Genomic DNA, 16,568 nt, shown 5'->3' with positions numbered 1-16,568 from the left:
CCGGATAATGATCGTCCTGTTGTCAGTGCGGCCCGGTACGCTCGAAAGCACGATGACAGAGGATCTCTCACCGGCCGAGCGGTACGCGGCGGCCCGCAGGCGCGCTGCCGAGCAGGCCACCGCGCTCGCCTCCTTCCGCGAGATGTACGACTTCGGCCTCGACCCCTTCCAGACCGAGGCCTGCCAGTCCCTGGAGGCCGGAAAGGGCGTGCTGGTGGCCGCGCCCACCGGCTCGGGCAAGACGATCGTCGGCGAGTTCGCCGTCCACCTCGCCCTCCGGCAGGGCAAGAAGTGCTTCTACACGACGCCCATCAAGGCCCTGTCGAACCAGAAGTACGCCGACCTCTGCCGCCGCTACGGCACGGACAAGGTCGGCCTGCTCACCGGCGACAACAGCGTGAACTCCGACGCCCCGGTGGTCGTGATGACCACCGAGGTCCTGCGGAACATGCTGTACGCCGGCTCCCAGACCCTCCGGGGCCTCGGGTACGTGGTGATGGACGAGGTGCACTACCTCTCCGACCGCTTCCGCGGCGCCGTCTGGGAGGAAGTGATCATCCATCTCCCCGAATCGGTGACCCTCGTGTCACTGTCGGCGACCGTGTCGAATGCCGAGGAGTTCGGCGACTGGCTCGACACCGTCCGCGGCGACACCGAGGTGATCGTCTCCGAGCACCGGCCCGTGCCGCTGTTCCAGCACGTGCTCGCCGGGCGCCGGATGTACGACCTCTTCGAGGAGGCCGAGGGCCACAAGAAGGCCGTCAACCCCGACCTGACGCGGATGGCCCGGCTGGAGGCGAGCCGTCCGTCGTACCAGGACCGGCGGCGCGGCCGGCACATGCGCGAGGCCGACCGGGAGCGCGAGCGTAGACAGCGGTCCCGGATCTGGACGCCGAGCCGCCCCGAGGTCATCGAGCGGCTCGACGCCGAGGGCCTGCTGCCCGCGATCACCTTCATCTTCAGCCGCGCCGCCTGCGAGGCCGCCGTCCAGCAGTGCCTGTACGCGGGCCTGCGGCTGAACGACGAGGAGGCGCGCGAGAAGGTCCGTGCCCTGGTCGAGGAGCGCACCGCCTCCATCCCGCCCGAGGACCTGCACGTCCTGGGCTACTACGAGTGGCTGGAAGGCCTGGAGCGCGGCATCGCGGCCCACCACGCGGGCATGCTGCCGACGTTCAAGGAGGTCGTCGAGGAACTGTTCGTGCGCGGCCTGGTGAAGGCCGTGTTCGCCACCGAGACCCTCGCCCTCGGCATCAACATGCCGGCGCGCTCGGTGGTCCTGGAGAAGCTCGTCAAGTGGAACGGCGAGCAGCACGCCGACATCACCCCCGGCGAGTTCACGCAGCTGACGGGCCGCGCCGGGCGGCGCGGCATCGACGTCGAGGGACACGCCGTGGTGCTGTGGCAGCGCGGCATGAACCCCGAGCACCTCGCGGGACTCGCCGGCACGCGCACGTACCCGCTGCGCTCCAGCTTCAAGCCGTCGTACAACATGGCCGTCAATCTGGTCGAGCAGTTCGGGCGGCACCGCTCGCGCGAGCTGCTGGAGACGTCCTTCGCGCAGTTCCAGGCCGACAAGTCGGTCGTCGGGATCTCCCGGCAGGTGCAGCGCAACGAGGAAGGTCTTGAGGGCTACAAGGCCTCCATGACCTGCCACCTCGGCGACTTCGAGGAGTACGCGCGGCTGCGCCGCGAGCTGAAGGACCGGGAGACCGAACTGGCCCGGCAGGGCGCCTCCCAGCGCCGCGCGGAGGCCGCCGTCGCGCTGGAGAAGCTGAAGCCGGGCGACGTCATCCACGTACCGACGGGCAAGTACGCCGGGCTCGCCCTGGTGCTGGACCCCGGCCTGCCCGCCGGGCGGGCCGGCGGACATCGCGGCGTCGAGTACCACGACGGGCCGCGCCCGCTGGTCCTCACCGCCGAGCGGCAGGTCAAGCGGCTCGCGTCCATCGACTTCCCGGTGCCGGTCGAGGCGCTGGAGCGCATGCGGATCCCGAAGTCCTTCAACCCGCGCTCGCCGCAGTCCCGCCGCGACCTGGCCTCCGCGCTGCGCACCAAGGCGGGGCACATCCCGCCCGAGCGGGCCCGCAAGAAGCGGTCCCAGGCGGCCGACGACCGGGAGATCGCCCGGCTGCGCACCGCGCTGCGCGCCCACCCCTGCCACGGGTGCAACGACCGTGAGGACCACGCCCGTTGGGCCGAGCGGTACTACCGGCTGCTGCGGGACACGTCGCAGCTGGAGCGCCGCATCGAGGGCCGTACGAACACCATCGCGCGGACCTTCGACCGGATCGTCGCCCTGCTGACCGAGCTGGACTATCTGCGCGCCGACGAGGTCACCGAGCACGGCAAGCGTCTCGCCCGGCTCTACGGCGAGCTGGACCTGCTCGCCAGCGAGTGCCTGCGCGAGGGCGTCTGGGAAGGGCTCGCGCCCGCCGAACTCGCCGCGTGCGTCTCGGCGTTGGTGTACGAGGCGCGGGCCGCCGACGACGCGATGGCGCCGAAGCTGCCGTCCGGGAAGGCCAAGGCCGCGCTGGGCGAGATGGTGCGGATCTGGGGGCGGCTCGACGCGCTGGAGGAGGAGTTCCGGATCACCCAGACCGAGGGGGTCGGGCAGCGCGAGCCCGATCTCGGGTTCGCCTGGGCCGCGTACCAGTGGGCCTCGGGGTCGGGTCTTGACGAAGTGCTGCGGGAGGCGGAGATGCCGGCCGGGGACTTCGTGCGCTGGTGCAAGCAGGTGATCGACGTGCTGGGGCAGATCTCCGCTGCGGCGCCTGCCGTCGAGGGGTCCACCGTGGCCAAGAACGCGCGGAAGGCCGTGGACGGGCTGCTGCGGGGAGTCGTCGCCTACTCGTCGGTGGGGTGATCTGTCCGCCGGCCGGTCCGGTCCGCCTTGCCGCGCCCGCGCGGCGGCGGATCGGTCACGGCCGCGAGGGCCGCGCGGCGTGCGGGGCCCTCGCGGAACGCCGGCTCGGTGAGCGCCGCCCGCACCAGCCCCAGGTTCGTCTCGATGCCATCGCCGTCGATGCCGGTCCCGGCCAGTGCCTCGCCGAGCCGCCGCAGCGCCTCGTCGCGGTCGGAGCCGTGAGCGATCACCTCGGCGAGCATCGGGTCGTCCGACGTGCTCACCCCGGCGCCCGTCTCCACCCGGCCGTCGACGCGTACGCCCGGCGGGACCTCCACCGGGGTCAACACGCCTGAAGCGGGCGGGTGTTCACGCGCCGGGTGCTCCGCGTACAGGCGGGCCCCGACGGCGTGGCCGCGCGGCGGGCCGGGGGCGCGGACCACGCCCCGCTCGCCGCGCGCCAGGCGCAGCATCCAGGCGACCAGATCGACGCCGTAGACCTCCTCCGTGACCGGGTGCCCCGGCCTGAGGCGGGTGCCGACCTCCAGGAAGTACGCCTCCTCGCGGGCGGTGTCGTACACGAACTCGACGGTTCCCGCGGAGCGGTAGTCGACCCAGGCGCACAAGTCCCTCGCGGAAGCGGCCAGTTGGGCGCGCACGTGATCGGGGAGGTCCGGCGCCGGGGCCTCCGTCAGCACCGTGCGGCCCCGGTGCCGCAGGGAGCAGTCGCGGTCGCCGAAGGTGACGACCAGGCCCTCTCCGTCGCCGAAGACCTGCACCTCCAGGCGCCGGGTGTGTTTCCCGGGGGCCGCCGTGTCCGAGGCGGGGGGTACGCCGACCGCGTCGGCCGCCGCGCGTGCCGATCGCCTGGCGCCGAACATCTCCAGCTGTTCCGGCGTCGGGCCCACGAAGACGAACCCGGCGTCCTCGCAGCGCCGTGCGAAGGCCGCGTCCTCGGACAGCGGTCCGCTGCCGGGATGGACGGCGCCCGCGCCGGTGTCCCCGGCCGCCCGCAGGATCGGGTGGATGTCGTCCTTCTCCGCCGGGCCGAGCCGCACCGCCTCGTCGGCGAGCCGCACGTGCGGGGCGGACCGGTCGGCGTCGCAGTACACGGCCACCGTGCGCAGGCCCAGTTCGCGGGCCGTGCGGACGACGCGGACGGCGGTCTCGCCGCAGTCGGCGACGAGCAGCGTGTCGAAAGTCATGCGGCCCCTCGGGTCGTGGCCCGGGTCGTCGTCCCGGTCGCGGCCTCGGTGGCCGTCCGGATGGTCCTCTCCACGGCCGTCGGCCCGAAACCGCCGCAAGGGCTGTTGATCTGCCGGCGGTTCCGGAGGTTTTCGTACACCGGTACGCCGTGACGCATCGTGTGCGAATGATGTCCGAGCGTGCAAATGGGGCCGAGAGTACTCCTGTCATGGGAGGGGTGTCAGGTGCTCGCCGAATATGCCATGAGGTTGGGCCGGTCGGGCTAAGCTCGCCCGCAGCGCGCCGAGTTGAGAGGAATTCGCGCGTTTGTTCCCTGATGCGCGGAAGATGCCGTCTGCCTCCATGACATACCCACGGTTTCCATGACACATCCCGCGGCAAGCTCCCCGTTCTCCCAGCCGATTCGTTTCAGAGGGCCTACATGGTGAGTGTTGAATCCCCTCCCGGTCGCCGTGAACTTCCCTACGCGCGCGTGCTGCTGCTGCCGGCCGTCCTGATGGCCGCGGTGACCGGGGCCGCCGTCGCCTGGGTGGCGCAGCCGGCCCGGACCGCGGTCGGCTGGTGCGGTGCCGTCGCCACGCTCCTGGTCGTGGCGACGGCCGCCGAAGCCGTGCGCCGTGGCCGGGCCCTGCGCGACCTGCGCGCCGAACACGCCCGTCACACCACGTCCATGGAGCGCCGGCTCGCCGCCCACGAGACGGAGATGGGCCGCCTCGCCGACGAGATCGTGCCCGCCGCGCTGCACCTGCTGCACGGCGGACTCTCGCCCCGCGAGGTGCTGCTGCGGCTGCCCGACCTCGACCCCTCCTACCGCGAACTGCGCCCACCGCAGGTGTCGTTGATCAAGACCGTCCTGAAGATCATCGACACCGAGGAGTCCCTGCGCGACGCCTCGCAGCGCTCCTTCGTCAGCATCGCCCGGCGCGTCCAGGCGATCGTCCACCAGCAGGCCAAGGAACTGCGGGAGATGGAGGAGGACCACGGCCGCAACCCCGAGGTCTTCGACGACCTCCTGCGCATCGACCACGGCACCGCGCTGATCGGCCGCCTCGCCGACTCCGTCGCCGTCCTCGGCGGCGGCAGGCCCGGCCGGCAGTGGCCCCAGCCCGTCGCCCTGTACAGCGTGCTGCGCGGCGCCATGTCCCGCATCCTGGAGTACCGCCGCATCGAGCTGCACTCCATCGCCAAGGTCAACATCAAGGGCGTCTCCGTCGAGCCCGTCATCCACGCCGCCGCGGAACTCCTCGACAACGCCACCCGCTACTCGCCCCCGCACACCAAGGTGCACGTCACCGCCGTCGAGGTGCAGACCGGCGTCGCCATCGAGATCGAGGACGCCGGGGTCAACCTCAGCGAGGAGGCCCGCAACCGCATCGAGGGCATGCTGGAGCGCGCCAGGACCGGTACAGACCTCCAGGACCTCGGCGAGCATCCGCGCCTCGGACTCGCCGTCGTCGGCCGCCTCAGCAAGGCGCACAACATGCAGGTGTCGCTGCGCGCCTCCGCGTACGGCGGCGTCCGCGCCGTCCTCGTCGTGCCGAGCAACATGATGACCGACGAGCCCGGCGTCGGACTCGCCCACGGCATCGGTGCCACCTCCGTGCCCAAGCAGGGCCCCGGCGCCCTGGAGGGCCCCAAGCGCACCCCCAAGAAGCGCCGCCCCACCAGCCCGCGCACCCCCCTGAGCGTGTCCCCGGAGGACGACGTCCCCGAGGTCACCGAGTGGACGGCGAACGGCCTGCCGCAGCGCCGCAGCCGGGTCAAGACCTCCCTCACCCAGCGCTACGCCGAGCAGTACGCCGCCGAGCGCGCCGCCCGCGAGGCCCAGCAGTCCGGGAACGTGTCCGAGTCCCCCTGGACGACGCCCGCGCCGGAGCCCGTGAAGCCCAAGGAGGACGAGCCCCCGCCCGGCCTGTGGGTCGAGGCGTTCTGGGAGGGGCTCAAGGGCGACCCGGACCCGACCGCATTCACCCAGCCGACCACCGAGCCGGCCCGTGCCGAGGCCGCCGACGAAGGGGACTTCACGTGATCCAGCAGCGAGCCAACTTCGACTGGATGCTCAAGGATCTCGCCGACGGCGTCCCGGGCATCGAGATGATCGTCGTGCTGTCCGCCGACGGCCTGCGCATCGCGCGCCACGGCGGCGACCCCGACGCGGCCGACCGGGTCGCCGCCGCCTGCGCCGGACTCCAGAGCCTGGCCGGCGCCGTGGCCACGGAGATCCCCGACAGCGACGGCCGGATGAAGCTGGTCATCATCGAGATCGACGGCGGCTACTTCTACCTGATGGCCGCCGGCGCCAACGCCTACCTCGCGGTGCTCTCCGACGTCGTCGCCGAACCCGGCCTGATGAGCAACCGCATGCGCGACCTCGTCGGCCGCATCGGTGCCCACCTGACCAGTCCGCCCCGGCGGAACGGGCAGACCGTATGACTCCTCCGCAACGCCAGAGGCGCAACCCCCGGCAGGAACCTCCCCCCGAACCGGCCCCGGAGCAGGAGGGCGAGGGCCGCAACCCCGAGCGGCTGTACGTCGTCGCCGGTCCGGACGGCGAACGGGCCGAACTCGACCTGGTCACGCTGATCGTGGCGCGCGCCGAGCCCTCCCCGTCCGCGACACCCGAGCAGGCCGCACTGATCCGGCTGTGCGCCGCCCCGCTCTCCGTGGCCGAGCTGTCGGCCTATCTGAACCTGCCGTTCAGCGTGGTGACCGTGCTGATCACCGACCTGCTGACGGCCGAACTGGTGCAGGCGCGCGCCCCGATCGTCCGCCAGGCGCTCCCCGACCGAGACATCCTCGAAGCGGTGATGCATGGACTTCAAAGGCTCTGACACCATCCCGGGCCCACGGACCGAGGACCAACTGCCGCACACGGCACAGGCCGCGGTGAAGATCGTGATCGTGGGGGGCTTCGGGGTCGGCAAGACCACCATGGTGGGTTCGGTCAGCGAGATCAGACCGCTGACCACCGAGGAGACGATGACCCAGGCCGGCATCGGCGTCGACGACAACTTCGGCTCGGCGACCAAGACGGCCACCACCGTGGCGATGGACTTCGGCCGCATCCGGATCACCGACCAGCTCGTCCTGTACCTGTTCGGCACACCCGGCCAGGAGCGCTTCTGGTTCCTGTGGAACGGCCTGTTCGAGGGGGCGCTCGGCGCCGTCGTGCTCGTCGACACCCGCCGGCTGGAGGTCAGCTTCGACGTCATGGGGCGGCTGGAGGAGCGCGGCGTGCCGTTCGTCGTCGCCGTCAACTCCTTCCCGGACGCGCCGCGTTGTCCCGTACCGGATCTGCGGGCCGCACTCGACCTGGCCGAGGACATCCCCATCATCGACTGCGACGTGCGCCGCCGGGCCTCCAGCCGCGACGTCCTGCTGACCCTGATGCGCTTCCTGCACTCGCTCGCCGTGACGGGCTCCCTGACCTGACGCCCCTGCCCGGCCCCGTACCCCTTGCCTTCATTCTTCTCAGCTCCGGAGCGACCACTGTGACGCCTGACTCCCACTTCCCGGCCGGAACGGGCGACCCCCGGCTCGTCCCGCCCCCCGGCTGCCCCGCGCACGGTCTCGGACCCGGCGGGCTGCAACGGCTGCACGAGACGGACGACCTGGAGGAACTGTACGAGAAGCTCCGGGCCGAACACGGCCCCGTGGCGCCCGTGCTGCTCCACGACGACATCCCCGTGTGGGTGGTCCTCGGCCACGCCGAGAACCTCCACATGGTGCGCACCCCCTCCCAGTTCTGCCGGGACAGCCGCATCTGGACCCCGCTCAAGGAGGGGAAGGTCAAGCCCGACCACCCGCTCATGCCGCACATCGCCTGGCAGCCGATCTGCTCGCACGCCGAGGGCGACGAACACAAGCGGCTGCGCGGCGCGGTCACCGGCGCCATGTCGACCATCGACTACCGCAGCCTGCGCCGGCACATCAACCGCCACAGCCAGGCCCTCGTCAACCGGTTCTGCGAACAGGGCCGCGCCGACCTCGTCGGGCAGTTCTCCGAGCACCTGCCGATGGGTGTGCTGTGCGAGATCCTCGGCATGCCCGAGGAGTTCAACGACCGGATGGTGGAGGCCGCCCGCGACACCCTCAAGGGCACCGCGACCTCCATGGCCAGCCACGCCTACGTCATGGAGGCCCTCGGCCGGCTCACCGCGCGGCGCCGCGCCCAGCCCGACGAGGACTTCGCCAGTCACCTCGTCAACCACCCGGCCCGGCTCACCGACGACGAGGTCCGCGAGCACCTGCGCGTGGTGCTCCTCGCCGCCTACGAGGCGACCACCAACCTCATCGGCAACGTGCTGCGCGTGGTGCTCACCGACCCCGGATTCCGGGCCCGGCTCAGCGGCGGCCAGATGACCGTGCCCGAGGCGGTCGAGCAGTCCCTGTGGGACGAGCCGCCGTTCAGCACCGTCCTCGCCTACTTCGCCAAGCAGGACGTGGAACTGGGCGGGCAGCGCATCCGGGCCGGCGACGGCCTGCTGTTCGGCATCGCGCCCGGCAACGTCGACCCCCGGGTGCGGCCCGACCTGGCGGCCAACATGCAGGGCAACCGGTCCCACCTGGCCTTCGGCGGCGGCCCGCACGAGTGCCCCGGCCAGGACATCGGCCGCGCCATCGCCGACACGGGCGTCGACGCGCTGCTGCTGCGGCTGCCCGACGTACAACTCGACTGCGACGAGGACGAGTTGAGCTGGCGGTCGTCGATCGCGTCGCGCCATCTGGTGGAGCTGCCGGTGCGCTTCGAGCCCTCGGAGCAGCAGGAGGTCACGCAGACGCCGGGCCTCTCGGTCCCGCGGCAGCGCGCCGACTGGCACATCGGCACCGAACCGCCCCGCTCCCAGCCGGTTCCGACGCCCCGGCCGGCACCGGAAGCCGCCGTGCCGCAGCCCGAGCCGCCCCTCGCGCCGGGGCCGGCGCCCGCACCGGCCCGCCCGCTCGGTGCCTGGCAGCGCTTGCTGCGCTGGTGGCGCGGCTACTGACCACCGGCCCACTCGTCGTACGACGCCCAGGCCGCGAGCACGCGCGCACTGCGGAACCGGTGAGCCGTACCCGTGACCGGGTCGGTGAACTCCAGCTCCCGCGCCAGCAGTTGCAGCGGGCGGCGGAAGTCGCCGGCCGGCACGGGGCCGGTCACCACGGGGTACAGCGGATCGCCGAGGATCGGCACGCCCAGCGCGGTCATGTGCACCCGCAGCTGGTGGGTCTGGCCGGTGCCGGGCAGCAGCCGGTACCGGCCCAGGCCGTGCGCCGCCCGGTGCTCCAGCAGCTCGACGCGGCTGACGGCGTTCGGCTCGCCCCCGACCTCGCGGGCGGCGAGTTCACCGCGCTCCTTCACGATCCGGCTGCGCACCGTCCGGGGCAGTGCGAGGCCGGGGTCGTACGGGGCGACGGCCTCGTACTCCTTGCGCACCAGCCGGTCGCGGAACAGCGTCTGGTACGCGCCGCGCTCCTCGGGCCGCACGGTGAACAGGACCAGCCCGGCGGTGAGCCGGTCCAGGCGGTGCGCGGCGGTCAGCGTCGGGATGCCCAGCTCCCGGCGCAGCCGCGCCAGCGCGGTCTCGGCGACGTGGCCGCCGCGCGGGGTGGTGGCGAGGAAGTGCGGCTTGTCGGCGACGACGACGTGCTCGTCGCGGTACACCACGTCCAGCGGGAACGGCACCGGCACCTCGGACGGCAGCTCCCGGTGGAACCACACGTACGTCCCCGGCACGTACGGGGCGTCCGGCGCCACGGGGCGCCCGTCCGCGCCGACGATCAGGCCCGCCGCGAACATGCCGTCGACCACACCGGGGCCCGCCGCCGCGAGCCGCTCCGCCAGATGGTCCCGCACCGTGGCCCACGTCCCGCCGGCGGGCAACCGCACCCGCACCGGATCGACCCCGTCGCGCTGGGGGAGGGGGGCGGGCAGGACCGGTCTGCGGCGTCTCATCAGGGCTCAGAGTATGCGGCGCCGGGCCGGACCGGCCTCCCGCCCGGAGGCAGCCCCGGGGCCTACCCCTGACGGGCCGCCCGTTCCACCTCCGCCTCGACCGACTGCCGAGACGTCCCCTGCTCGGCGGCGTGCTCGGCGACCGCCCGCTGCACGTCGCGGGCGAGGTCGCGCCAGGCCCGCCAGGCGGTCTCCCAGGTGGTGGTCTGCTGCGCGGACCAGGTGTGGTCGGTGGGGCGGCCGTAGGTCTGCCGGAGCTTATCGACCCGCGCGTGGGCCTCGTCGGCGGCGCGCTGCATGGCGACGAGTTCGTCGAAGGTGTGTGCCACGCGGCCGGATCCTAGGGGTGGCCGAGAGGGGCGCCGGCCGCGCCATTCCGGGCGTTCGCGAGGCCGACCCCCATTGGCGGACACGCCAGGGTGGGGCACGCCAGGGTCGGGCACCGCCGCGTCCGCCGTCCCGGCAGGGGAGGCGGCGGTCCAGAGGTGCCGGGCATGTCCCCGGCAAGAAAAGCCGGGCGTGTCCCCGCGAGAGAAGCTGGGCATGTCCCCGCGAGTGGAGCCGGCCGTGTCCCCGCGAGATGAAGAAGAAGGGCGCGCGGCGTTCGTGCCGCGCGCCTTCCGGGTCAGTGCCTCACGCCGCCGTGCCCGTGCCCTCCTGCTCGGCCTCGATGCGCGCGTTCCACTCCCGCTTGGAGGCCTGCCAGCCGTCCTCGTTGTGACCGAGCCGCCAGTAGCCGGAGATGGACAGGTCCTCGCGTGCGACGCCGCGCTCCATCCGCAGCAGCCGGCGCAACTGCTTCACGAAGTGCGCCTCGCCGTGCACGAACGCGTGCACCCGGCCGGCCGGGAAGTCCAGCCCCCGCACGGCCTCCACCAGCGCCTCGCCGATCGGACGGTCGCCGCGGTGCAGCCAGGCGACGTCCACGTCGGAGTCGATCTTCTGCTCCTCCTCGGGGCCGGAGACCTCGATGAAGGCGTGGGCCCGCGCGCCGTGCGGCAGTGCCTCCAGGGAGCGGGCGATCGCGGGCAGCGCGCTCTCGTCGCCGACGAGAAGGTGCCAGTCGGCGGCCGGATCGGGGGCGTAGGCGCCGCCGGGGCCCAGGAAGCGCACGGTCTCGCCCGGCTGGGCGCGCGCCGCCCACGGGCCGGCGAGTCCCGCGTCGCCGTGGAGGACGAAGTCGAGTGTCAGCTCACGGTGTTCAGGGTCCCAGTGGCGCACCGTGTAGGTCCGGGTGACCGGCCACTGCTCGCGCGGGAACTCCGCGCGGACGCGCTCCAGGTCGAACGGCTCCGGGTAGGTCGCGCCCCCGGACGGGAACAGCAGTTTCACGTAGTGGTCGGTGCACGTGTCCGCGGAGAACCCGGCGAGACCGTCGCCGCCGAGCACCACACGCTGCATGTGGGGGGTCAGCCGCTCGATGCGGACGACCTGCGCGGTGTGCGGCTTGCGCGGCTTGCGGTCCGGTCGGTCTGCCATGAGGGAGCTCCCTGACTCGTGCTTAGGGTGACCTAAGTTAGCACTTCCCCCGGCGCACCACTACGCGTTCCCTGATGAGCGCGCGTCGCACATGCCGCACACTCCGAGCGTCGTCACTAACCGCTGCGGACGTACACGCCGTCACACCCCGAGCGTCGTCGGCAACCGCCGCGGACGCACGCGCCGTCACCCTCCGAGTGTCGTCAGCAACCGCTGCAGCGAGCCGCCCAGGCCCCAGCGGGCCGCCAGCGCCTCCAGTGCCGCCGGGTCGCGCGGCGCGACCGGGACGGCCGTGTCGACGTCGGGCAGCGGGACGTCGTCCGCGACCCGCACCACCTTCGGCGCGACCGCCAGATACGGCCGCGCCTCGTTCAGCCGCTTGCGCTGCGTCGGGGTCAACTTCGCCCGCGGATCGTCGACCGCGGCCAGGATCCCGGCGAGGTCGCCGAACTCGGCCAGCAGCTTCGACGCCGTCTTCTCGCCGACGCCCGGCACGCCCGGCAGTCCGTCGCTCGGGTCGCCGCGCAGCGTCGCCAGGTCCGCGTACCCGCGTCCGTCCACGCCGTACTTCTCGCGGAGCCAGGACTCGTCGGTCACCTGGAGCGTGCCCACACCCTTGAGCGGGTACAGCACGCGGACCCCGCGCCCGTCGTCCACCAGCTGGTACAGGTCGCGGTCGCCGGTGACGATGTCGACCGGACCCGTGGCGCGGGCGGTGAACGTGCCGATCACGTCGTCCGCCTCGTACCCGGCGACGCCCACCCGGGCGATGCCCAGCGCGTCGAGCACGGCCTCGATGACGGGCACCTGGGGCGAGAGGGTGTCCGGGACCTCTTCCTCGTCCGGCCCCGCCGCGTGCTCCTCGGCGACCCGGTGCGCCTTGTACGAGGGGATGAGCTCGACCCGCCAGTGCGGCCGCCAGTCGGCGTCCATGCAGGCCACCAGCCGGTCGGGGCGGTGGTCCTTGACGAGGCGGTCGATGAACTCCAGCAGCCCGCGCACGGCGTTCACCGGCGTGCCGTCCGGGGCGCGGACCGACTCCGGGACTCCGAAGTAGGCGCGGAAATAGAGCGAGGCGGCGTCGAGGAGCATCAGTCGTCCGGTCACGTCTCGCATCATGCCGCACGCCACTGACAACCACGCACCGTGACCACTCGACGCCCGAACGCGAGTCAACCGTGAACGCTGTGTGACCTCCGACACTTGCGCGTTTGTGTTCGAAGACCGGGGGCAGGCGCGGCCTCGGAGCGATGTCGGTCGCGCGTTCAACTTTTGAAGCTGTTCGCGGCCCCGTCGCTCCGTTTCCATTGCTGTCGAGACGAGAAGGTACGCGTGTCAGCGACGCTTGAGGCCGAGCACCTGTACAAGGTGTTCGGGAGACGACCGGACGAGTCGGTCACACAGCTCCAGCAAGGGGTGGACCGGGAGGAGCTGCGTGCGGACGGCACCACGGCCGCCGTGATCGACGCCTCCTTCACGGTCGAGCCGGGCCAGATCTTCGTCGTCATGGGCCTGTCCGGCTCCGGCAAGTCCACTCTGCTGCGCATGCTCAACGGCCTGCTCGAACCGACCGCGGGCCACGTCCGCTTCGACGGCCAGGACCTGACCGCACTCGGCGACCGCGAACTGCGCGAGGTCCGCTCCCGGAAGATCAGCATGGTCTTCCAGCACTTCGCGCTCTTCCCGCACCGCAGCGTGCGCGAGAACGCCGCCTACGGTCTGGAAGTGCAGGGCGTGCCCCGCGCCGAGCGCGCACGGCGCGCCGACGAGGCGCTCGCCCTGTGTGGCCTGGCCGGCTGGGAGAAGTCCTGGCCCGACGAGCTGTCCGGCGGCATGCAGCAGCGCGTGGGCCTGGCCCGCGCGCTGGCCACCGACGCCGATCTGCTGCTGATGGACGAGTCCTTCAGCGCCCTCGACCCGCTGATCCGCCGCGACATGCAGGACCAGCTCCTGGAGCTCCAGCGCACGCTGAAGAAGACCATCGTCTTCATCACCCACGACCTCAACGAGGCCATGCGCCTGGGCGACCGCATCGCCGTCATGCGCGACGGCCGCATCGTGCAGACCGGCACCGCCGAGGACATCCTGCTGCGGCCCGCCGACGACTACGTCGCCTCCTTCACGCAGGACGTCGACCGCTCCCGCGTGCTGACCGCCGAGTCCGTGATGGACCGCGACGTCAGCGGCGACGAGGCCGACTGCGACTGCGACACGGCGACCACCGACACGTCGTTCACCGACCTGTGCGCCCTCAGCGCCCGGCTGGCCCACCCGGTCGCCGTCCTCGACGAGCACCGCGAGGTCGTCGGGGTCGTGCCCCGGCAGCGGCTGGTCGGCTTCCTCGGCGACGAGCAGGGCGCGCCCGAGCCCTGCGGCTCCCCGAGCGCCCAGGACGGGGAGAAGGTGATCGCCAATGCCTAGGATCCCCTTCGGCGACTGGGTCAACAGCTCCGTCGACTGGCTGCTCGACAACGTGTCGTGGCTGTTCGACTTCCTCAAGACGGTCTTCCTCGGCGCCTACGACGGCATCGACGCCGTCCTCCAGGCCCCCGAGCCCCTCCTGCTGGCCGGCATCTTCGCCGTGATCGCCTTCTGGCTGCGCGGCACCGTCGCCGGTGTGCTGGCCTTCGCGGGGTTCGCGTTCATCGACTCCCTCGGGCTGTGGGAGAACGCGATGATGACCCTCTCCCTGGTCCTCGTCGCGACGATCATCGCGCTCGTCGTCTCGGTGCCCGTCGGCATCTGGGCGGCCCGCTCGGAGCGCGTCAGCGGTGTGGTCCGGCCGGTGCTGGACTTCATGCAGACGCTGCCCGCGATGATCTACCTCATCCCGGCGATCCTCTTCTTCGGCAGCGGCGCCCCCGCGGGCATCGTCGCCACCCTGATCTTCGCGCTGGCCCCCGGCGTCCGCATGACCGAGCTGGGCATCCGGCAGGTCGACAAGGAACTGGTCGAGGCCGCCGAGGCGTTCGGCACCACGCCGCGCAACATCCTCCTGCGCGTCCAGCTGCCGCTGGCCCTGCCCACCGTCATGGCGGGCGTCAACCAGGTCATCATGCTCGGCCTGTCGATGGCCGCCATCGCCGGCATGGTCGGCGCCGACGGTCTCGGCGGCGACGTCAACGAGGCCATCGGCCAGCTCAACGTGGGCCTCGGCTCCGAGGCCGGTGTCGCGATCGTGATCCTCGCGATCTACCTCGACCGCATGACCAGCGCCCTCGGCACCCAGGTGTCCCCGCTCGGCCGCCGCGCCGCGGCCCGGCTGCGCGCCACCCAGGGCCTGAAGATCTGGTCGTACCGGCCCCGTCCGTCCGTCGCCGTGATCGGCGTCGTGGTGCTCGCCCTCGTCGCGGGCGGCATGGGCATGTTCGGCAGCGCCGACAAGGGCACCGCCACCGCCGCCGACGGCAACGTCGGCCGGGGCAAGAAGATCAGCATCGGCTACATCCCCTGGGACGAGGGCGTCGCCTCCACCTTCCTGTGGAAGGAGATCCTGGAGCGGCGCGGCTACGAGGTCGAGACCAAGCAGATGGAGGCCGGCCCGCTGTACACGTCCCTGGCGAGCGGCGACATCGACTTCCAGACGGACGCGTGGCTGCCCACCACCCACGAGTCGTACTGGAAGAAGTACGGCAAGCAGCTCGACGACCTCGGCTCCTGGTACGACGAGACGTCCCTGGAGCTGACCGTCCCGTCGTACATGAAGGACGTCAACTCCCTTGAGGACCTCAAGGGCAAGGCCGGGCGGTTCGGCGGAAAGATCACCGGCATCGAGCCCAGCGCCGGAATGATGTCCCTGCTCAAGAGCAAGGTCCTCAAGGAGTACGGCCTCGACAGCGAGTACAAGGTCGTCGACAGCTCCACCCCGGCGATGCTCGCGCAGCTCAAGCGCGCCTACGCCGACAAGAAGCCGATCGTCGTCACCCTGTGGTCCCCGCACTGGGCCTACAGCGACTACGGCCTGAAGAAGCTCAAGGGCCCGAAGGGCACCTGGGGCAAGGGCGACGGCGTGCACACGCTGTCCCGCAAGGGTTTCGCGGCCGACAACCCGGTCGTCGGCGAGTGGCTGAAGAACTTCGAGATGACCGAGAAGCAGCTCACGAGCCTCGAAGCCGAGATCAACAAGGCCGGCAAGGGCAAGCAGCAGCAGGCGGTCAAGACCTGGCTGAAGCAGAACCCCGGCGTCGTCGACAAGCTCGCCCCGGCCGGGAACGGCGCGGGCGGCACCCCCGCCGAGGCGAAGCGGCCCCTGGACGTGGCCTGGTTCCCCTGGGACGAGGACATCGCCGTCACCTACCTGTGGAAGAACGTCCTGGAGCGGCGCGGCTACCGGCTGAACCTGAAGCAGATGGACGTCGGCCCGGTCTACACCGGTCTGGCCTCGGGCGACCTCGACCTCAACTTCGACGCCTGGCTGCCCTACGCCCAGAAGAACTACTGGGACCAGCACAAGGACAGACTCAACGACCTCGGCACCTGGTACGAGCCGACGTCCCTGGAGCTGGCCGTCCCCTCGTACGTGAAGGACGTCGAGTCCCTCGCGGACCTCAAGGGCAAGGCCGACCGCTTCGACGGGAAGATCATCGGCATCGAGCCGGGCACCGGCGAGATGAACCTGCTCAAGAAGGACGTCCTGCCGGGCTACGGCCTCGACAAGGAGTACAAGGTCGTCGACGGCTCCACCCCGGCGATGCTGGCGGAGCTCAAGCGCGCCTACGCCAAGAAGGAGCCCGTCGTCGTCGTGCTGTGGTCGCCGCACTGGGCGTACAGCCAGTACGAGCTGACCAAGCTGAAGGACGAGAAGAAGCTCTTCGGCGAGGGCAACACGATCCGCACGATCTCCAGCGCGAAGTTCCCCGAGCAGTACCCGCAGCTCACCAAGTGGATCAAGGGATTCCGTATGAGTGAGGACGAGCTGGGCACTCTGGAGGCCGAGATCAACGAGCGCGGCCAGGGCCACGAGGAAGAGGCCGTCGCCGCGTGGCTGGAGGAGCACCCGGACATGGTCGAGCGCATGACCCCGCGGTGACCCGAGGGCTCCCCGGGGCCGGATACCGGGCGCCCTTATGGTTACCGGGTGACTGCCCGGCGCCCGCGGTAAGGATT

Annotated in this window: 12 protein-coding genes and 1 pseudogene; 8 read left to right on the top strand and 5 right to left on the bottom strand. The window is 71.8% G+C overall.

Annotated elements, in window-relative coordinates; translation table 11 throughout:
- The first annotated feature begins 7 nt into the window (after positions 1-7).
- The gene (locus tag QC282_RS29080) at positions 8-2,863 is read left to right on the top strand and encodes an RNA helicase (RefSeq protein WP_279552567.1); all 2,856 of its coding nucleotides are present in this window, start codon (positions 8-10) and stop codon (positions 2,861-2,863) included.
- Between the two features lie 92 nt (positions 2,864-2,955).
- On the opposite strand, the pseudogene QC282_RS29075 reads toward QC282_RS29080, so the two are convergent.
- Positions 2,956-4,047: pseudogene (locus QC282_RS29075) on the bottom strand (biotin carboxylase N-terminal domain-containing protein); the annotation flags it as partial.
- A 422-nt stretch (positions 4,048-4,469) separates the two neighbouring features.
- On the opposite strand from QC282_RS29075, the gene QC282_RS29070 reads away from it, so the two are divergent.
- Genes QC282_RS29070 through QC282_RS29050 form a run of 5 tightly spaced genes read left to right on the top strand, consistent with a single transcriptional unit; the run spans position 4,470 to position 9,033 of the window.
- Entirely contained in the window at positions 4,470-6,077 is a 1,608-nt protein-coding gene (locus QC282_RS29070; RefSeq protein WP_279552566.1) for a sensor histidine kinase KdpD, read from the top strand.
- The gene (locus tag QC282_RS29065; protein ID WP_279552565.1) at positions 6,074-6,481 is read left to right on the top strand and encodes a roadblock/LC7 domain-containing protein; all 408 of its coding nucleotides are present in this window, start codon (positions 6,074-6,076) and stop codon (positions 6,479-6,481) included. The genes QC282_RS29070 and QC282_RS29065 overlap by 4 nt, the downstream gene beginning before the upstream one ends.
- Positions 6,478-6,879 (top strand): DUF742 domain-containing protein, encoded by a 402-nt coding sequence (locus QC282_RS29060; protein ID WP_279552564.1) that lies wholly within the window; start codon positions 6,478-6,480, stop codon positions 6,877-6,879. Before QC282_RS29065 ends, QC282_RS29060 begins: the two co-directional genes overlap by 4 nt.
- Positions 6,860-7,480 (top strand): ATP/GTP-binding protein, encoded by a 621-nt coding sequence (locus QC282_RS29055; protein WP_279552563.1) that lies wholly within the window; start codon positions 6,860-6,862, stop codon positions 7,478-7,480. Before QC282_RS29060 ends, QC282_RS29055 begins: the two co-directional genes overlap by 20 nt.
- A 59-nt stretch (positions 7,481-7,539) precedes the next feature.
- Complete coding sequence (locus QC282_RS29050; protein WP_279552562.1) at positions 7,540-9,033, top strand: cytochrome P450; 1,494 nt, start codon at positions 7,540-7,542, stop codon at positions 9,031-9,033.
- Here QC282_RS29050 and QC282_RS29045 read toward each other — a convergent pair.
- From QC282_RS29045 to QC282_RS29030, 4 genes are all read right to left on the bottom strand, one after another.
- On the bottom strand, positions 9,027-9,983 hold the full coding sequence (locus QC282_RS29045; RefSeq protein WP_279552561.1) for an RluA family pseudouridine synthase: 957 nt from the start codon (positions 9,981-9,983) through the stop codon (positions 9,027-9,029). The genes QC282_RS29050 and QC282_RS29045 overlap by 7 nt on opposite strands.
- 62 nt (positions 9,984-10,045) lie before the next feature.
- On the bottom strand, positions 10,046-10,312 hold the full coding sequence (locus QC282_RS29040; RefSeq protein WP_279552560.1) for a hypothetical protein: 267 nt from the start codon (positions 10,310-10,312) through the stop codon (positions 10,046-10,048).
- A 304-nt stretch (positions 10,313-10,616) separates the two neighbouring features.
- A complete protein-coding gene (locus QC282_RS29035) occupies positions 10,617-11,462 on the bottom strand; it encodes a siderophore-interacting protein (protein WP_279552559.1) in 846 nt (281 codons plus the stop codon).
- A 186-nt stretch (positions 11,463-11,648) separates the two neighbouring features.
- Positions 11,649-12,578: a 5'-3' exonuclease gene (locus QC282_RS29030; protein ID WP_279552586.1), complete on the bottom strand. Its 930-nt coding sequence runs from the start codon at positions 12,576-12,578 to the stop codon at positions 11,649-11,651.
- A 216-nt stretch (positions 12,579-12,794) separates the two neighbouring features.
- Here QC282_RS29030 and QC282_RS29025 point away from each other — a divergent pair, with 216 nt between their 5' ends.
- The gene (locus tag QC282_RS29025) at positions 12,795-13,883 is read left to right on the top strand and encodes a glycine betaine/L-proline ABC transporter ATP-binding protein (protein ID WP_279552558.1); all 1,089 of its coding nucleotides are present in this window, start codon (positions 12,795-12,797) and stop codon (positions 13,881-13,883) included.
- On the top strand, positions 13,876-16,491 hold the full coding sequence (locus tag QC282_RS29020) for an ABC transporter permease/substrate binding protein (RefSeq protein WP_279552557.1): 2,616 nt from the start codon (positions 13,876-13,878) through the stop codon (positions 16,489-16,491). Before QC282_RS29025 ends, QC282_RS29020 begins: the two co-directional genes overlap by 8 nt.
- Positions 16,492-16,568 lie beyond the last annotated feature (77 nt).

Origin of the sequence: Streptomyces sp. DH24 (assembly GCF_029813775.1) — a bacterium.
Taxonomy (GTDB): Bacteria; Actinomycetota; Actinomycetes; order Streptomycetales; family Streptomycetaceae; genus Streptomyces.
The sequence above is the reverse complement of the archived record's forward strand: the minus strand, read 5'-3'. Positions and strand labels throughout refer to the sequence as shown.

What these genes read in the sequence shown, in the direction of transcription:
- QC282_RS29020 (WP_279552557.1), top strand. Translation starts at nt 13,876, where the DNA reads ATGCCTAGGATCCCCTTCGGCGACTGGGTCAACAGCTCCGTCGACTGG.
- QC282_RS29030 (WP_279552586.1), bottom strand. Translation starts at nt 12,578, where the DNA reads ATGCGAGACGTGACCGGACGACTGATGCTCCTCGACGCCGCCTCGCTC.
- QC282_RS29070 (WP_279552566.1), top strand. Translation starts at nt 4,470, where the DNA reads ATGGTGAGTGTTGAATCCCCTCCCGGTCGCCGTGAACTTCCCTACGCG.
- QC282_RS29060 (WP_279552564.1), top strand. Translation starts at nt 6,478, where the DNA reads ATGACTCCTCCGCAACGCCAGAGGCGCAACCCCCGGCAGGAACCTCCC.
- QC282_RS29080 (WP_279552567.1), top strand. Translation starts at nt 8, where the DNA reads ATGATCGTCCTGTTGTCAGTGCGGCCCGGTACGCTCGAAAGCACGATG.
- QC282_RS29035 (WP_279552559.1), bottom strand. Translation starts at nt 11,462, where the DNA reads ATGGCAGACCGACCGGACCGCAAGCCGCGCAAGCCGCACACCGCGCAG.
- QC282_RS29055 (WP_279552563.1), top strand. Translation starts at nt 6,860, where the DNA reads ATGGACTTCAAAGGCTCTGACACCATCCCGGGCCCACGGACCGAGGAC.
- QC282_RS29045 (WP_279552561.1), bottom strand. Translation starts at nt 9,983, where the DNA reads ATGAGACGCCGCAGACCGGTCCTGCCCGCCCCCCTCCCCCAGCGCGAC.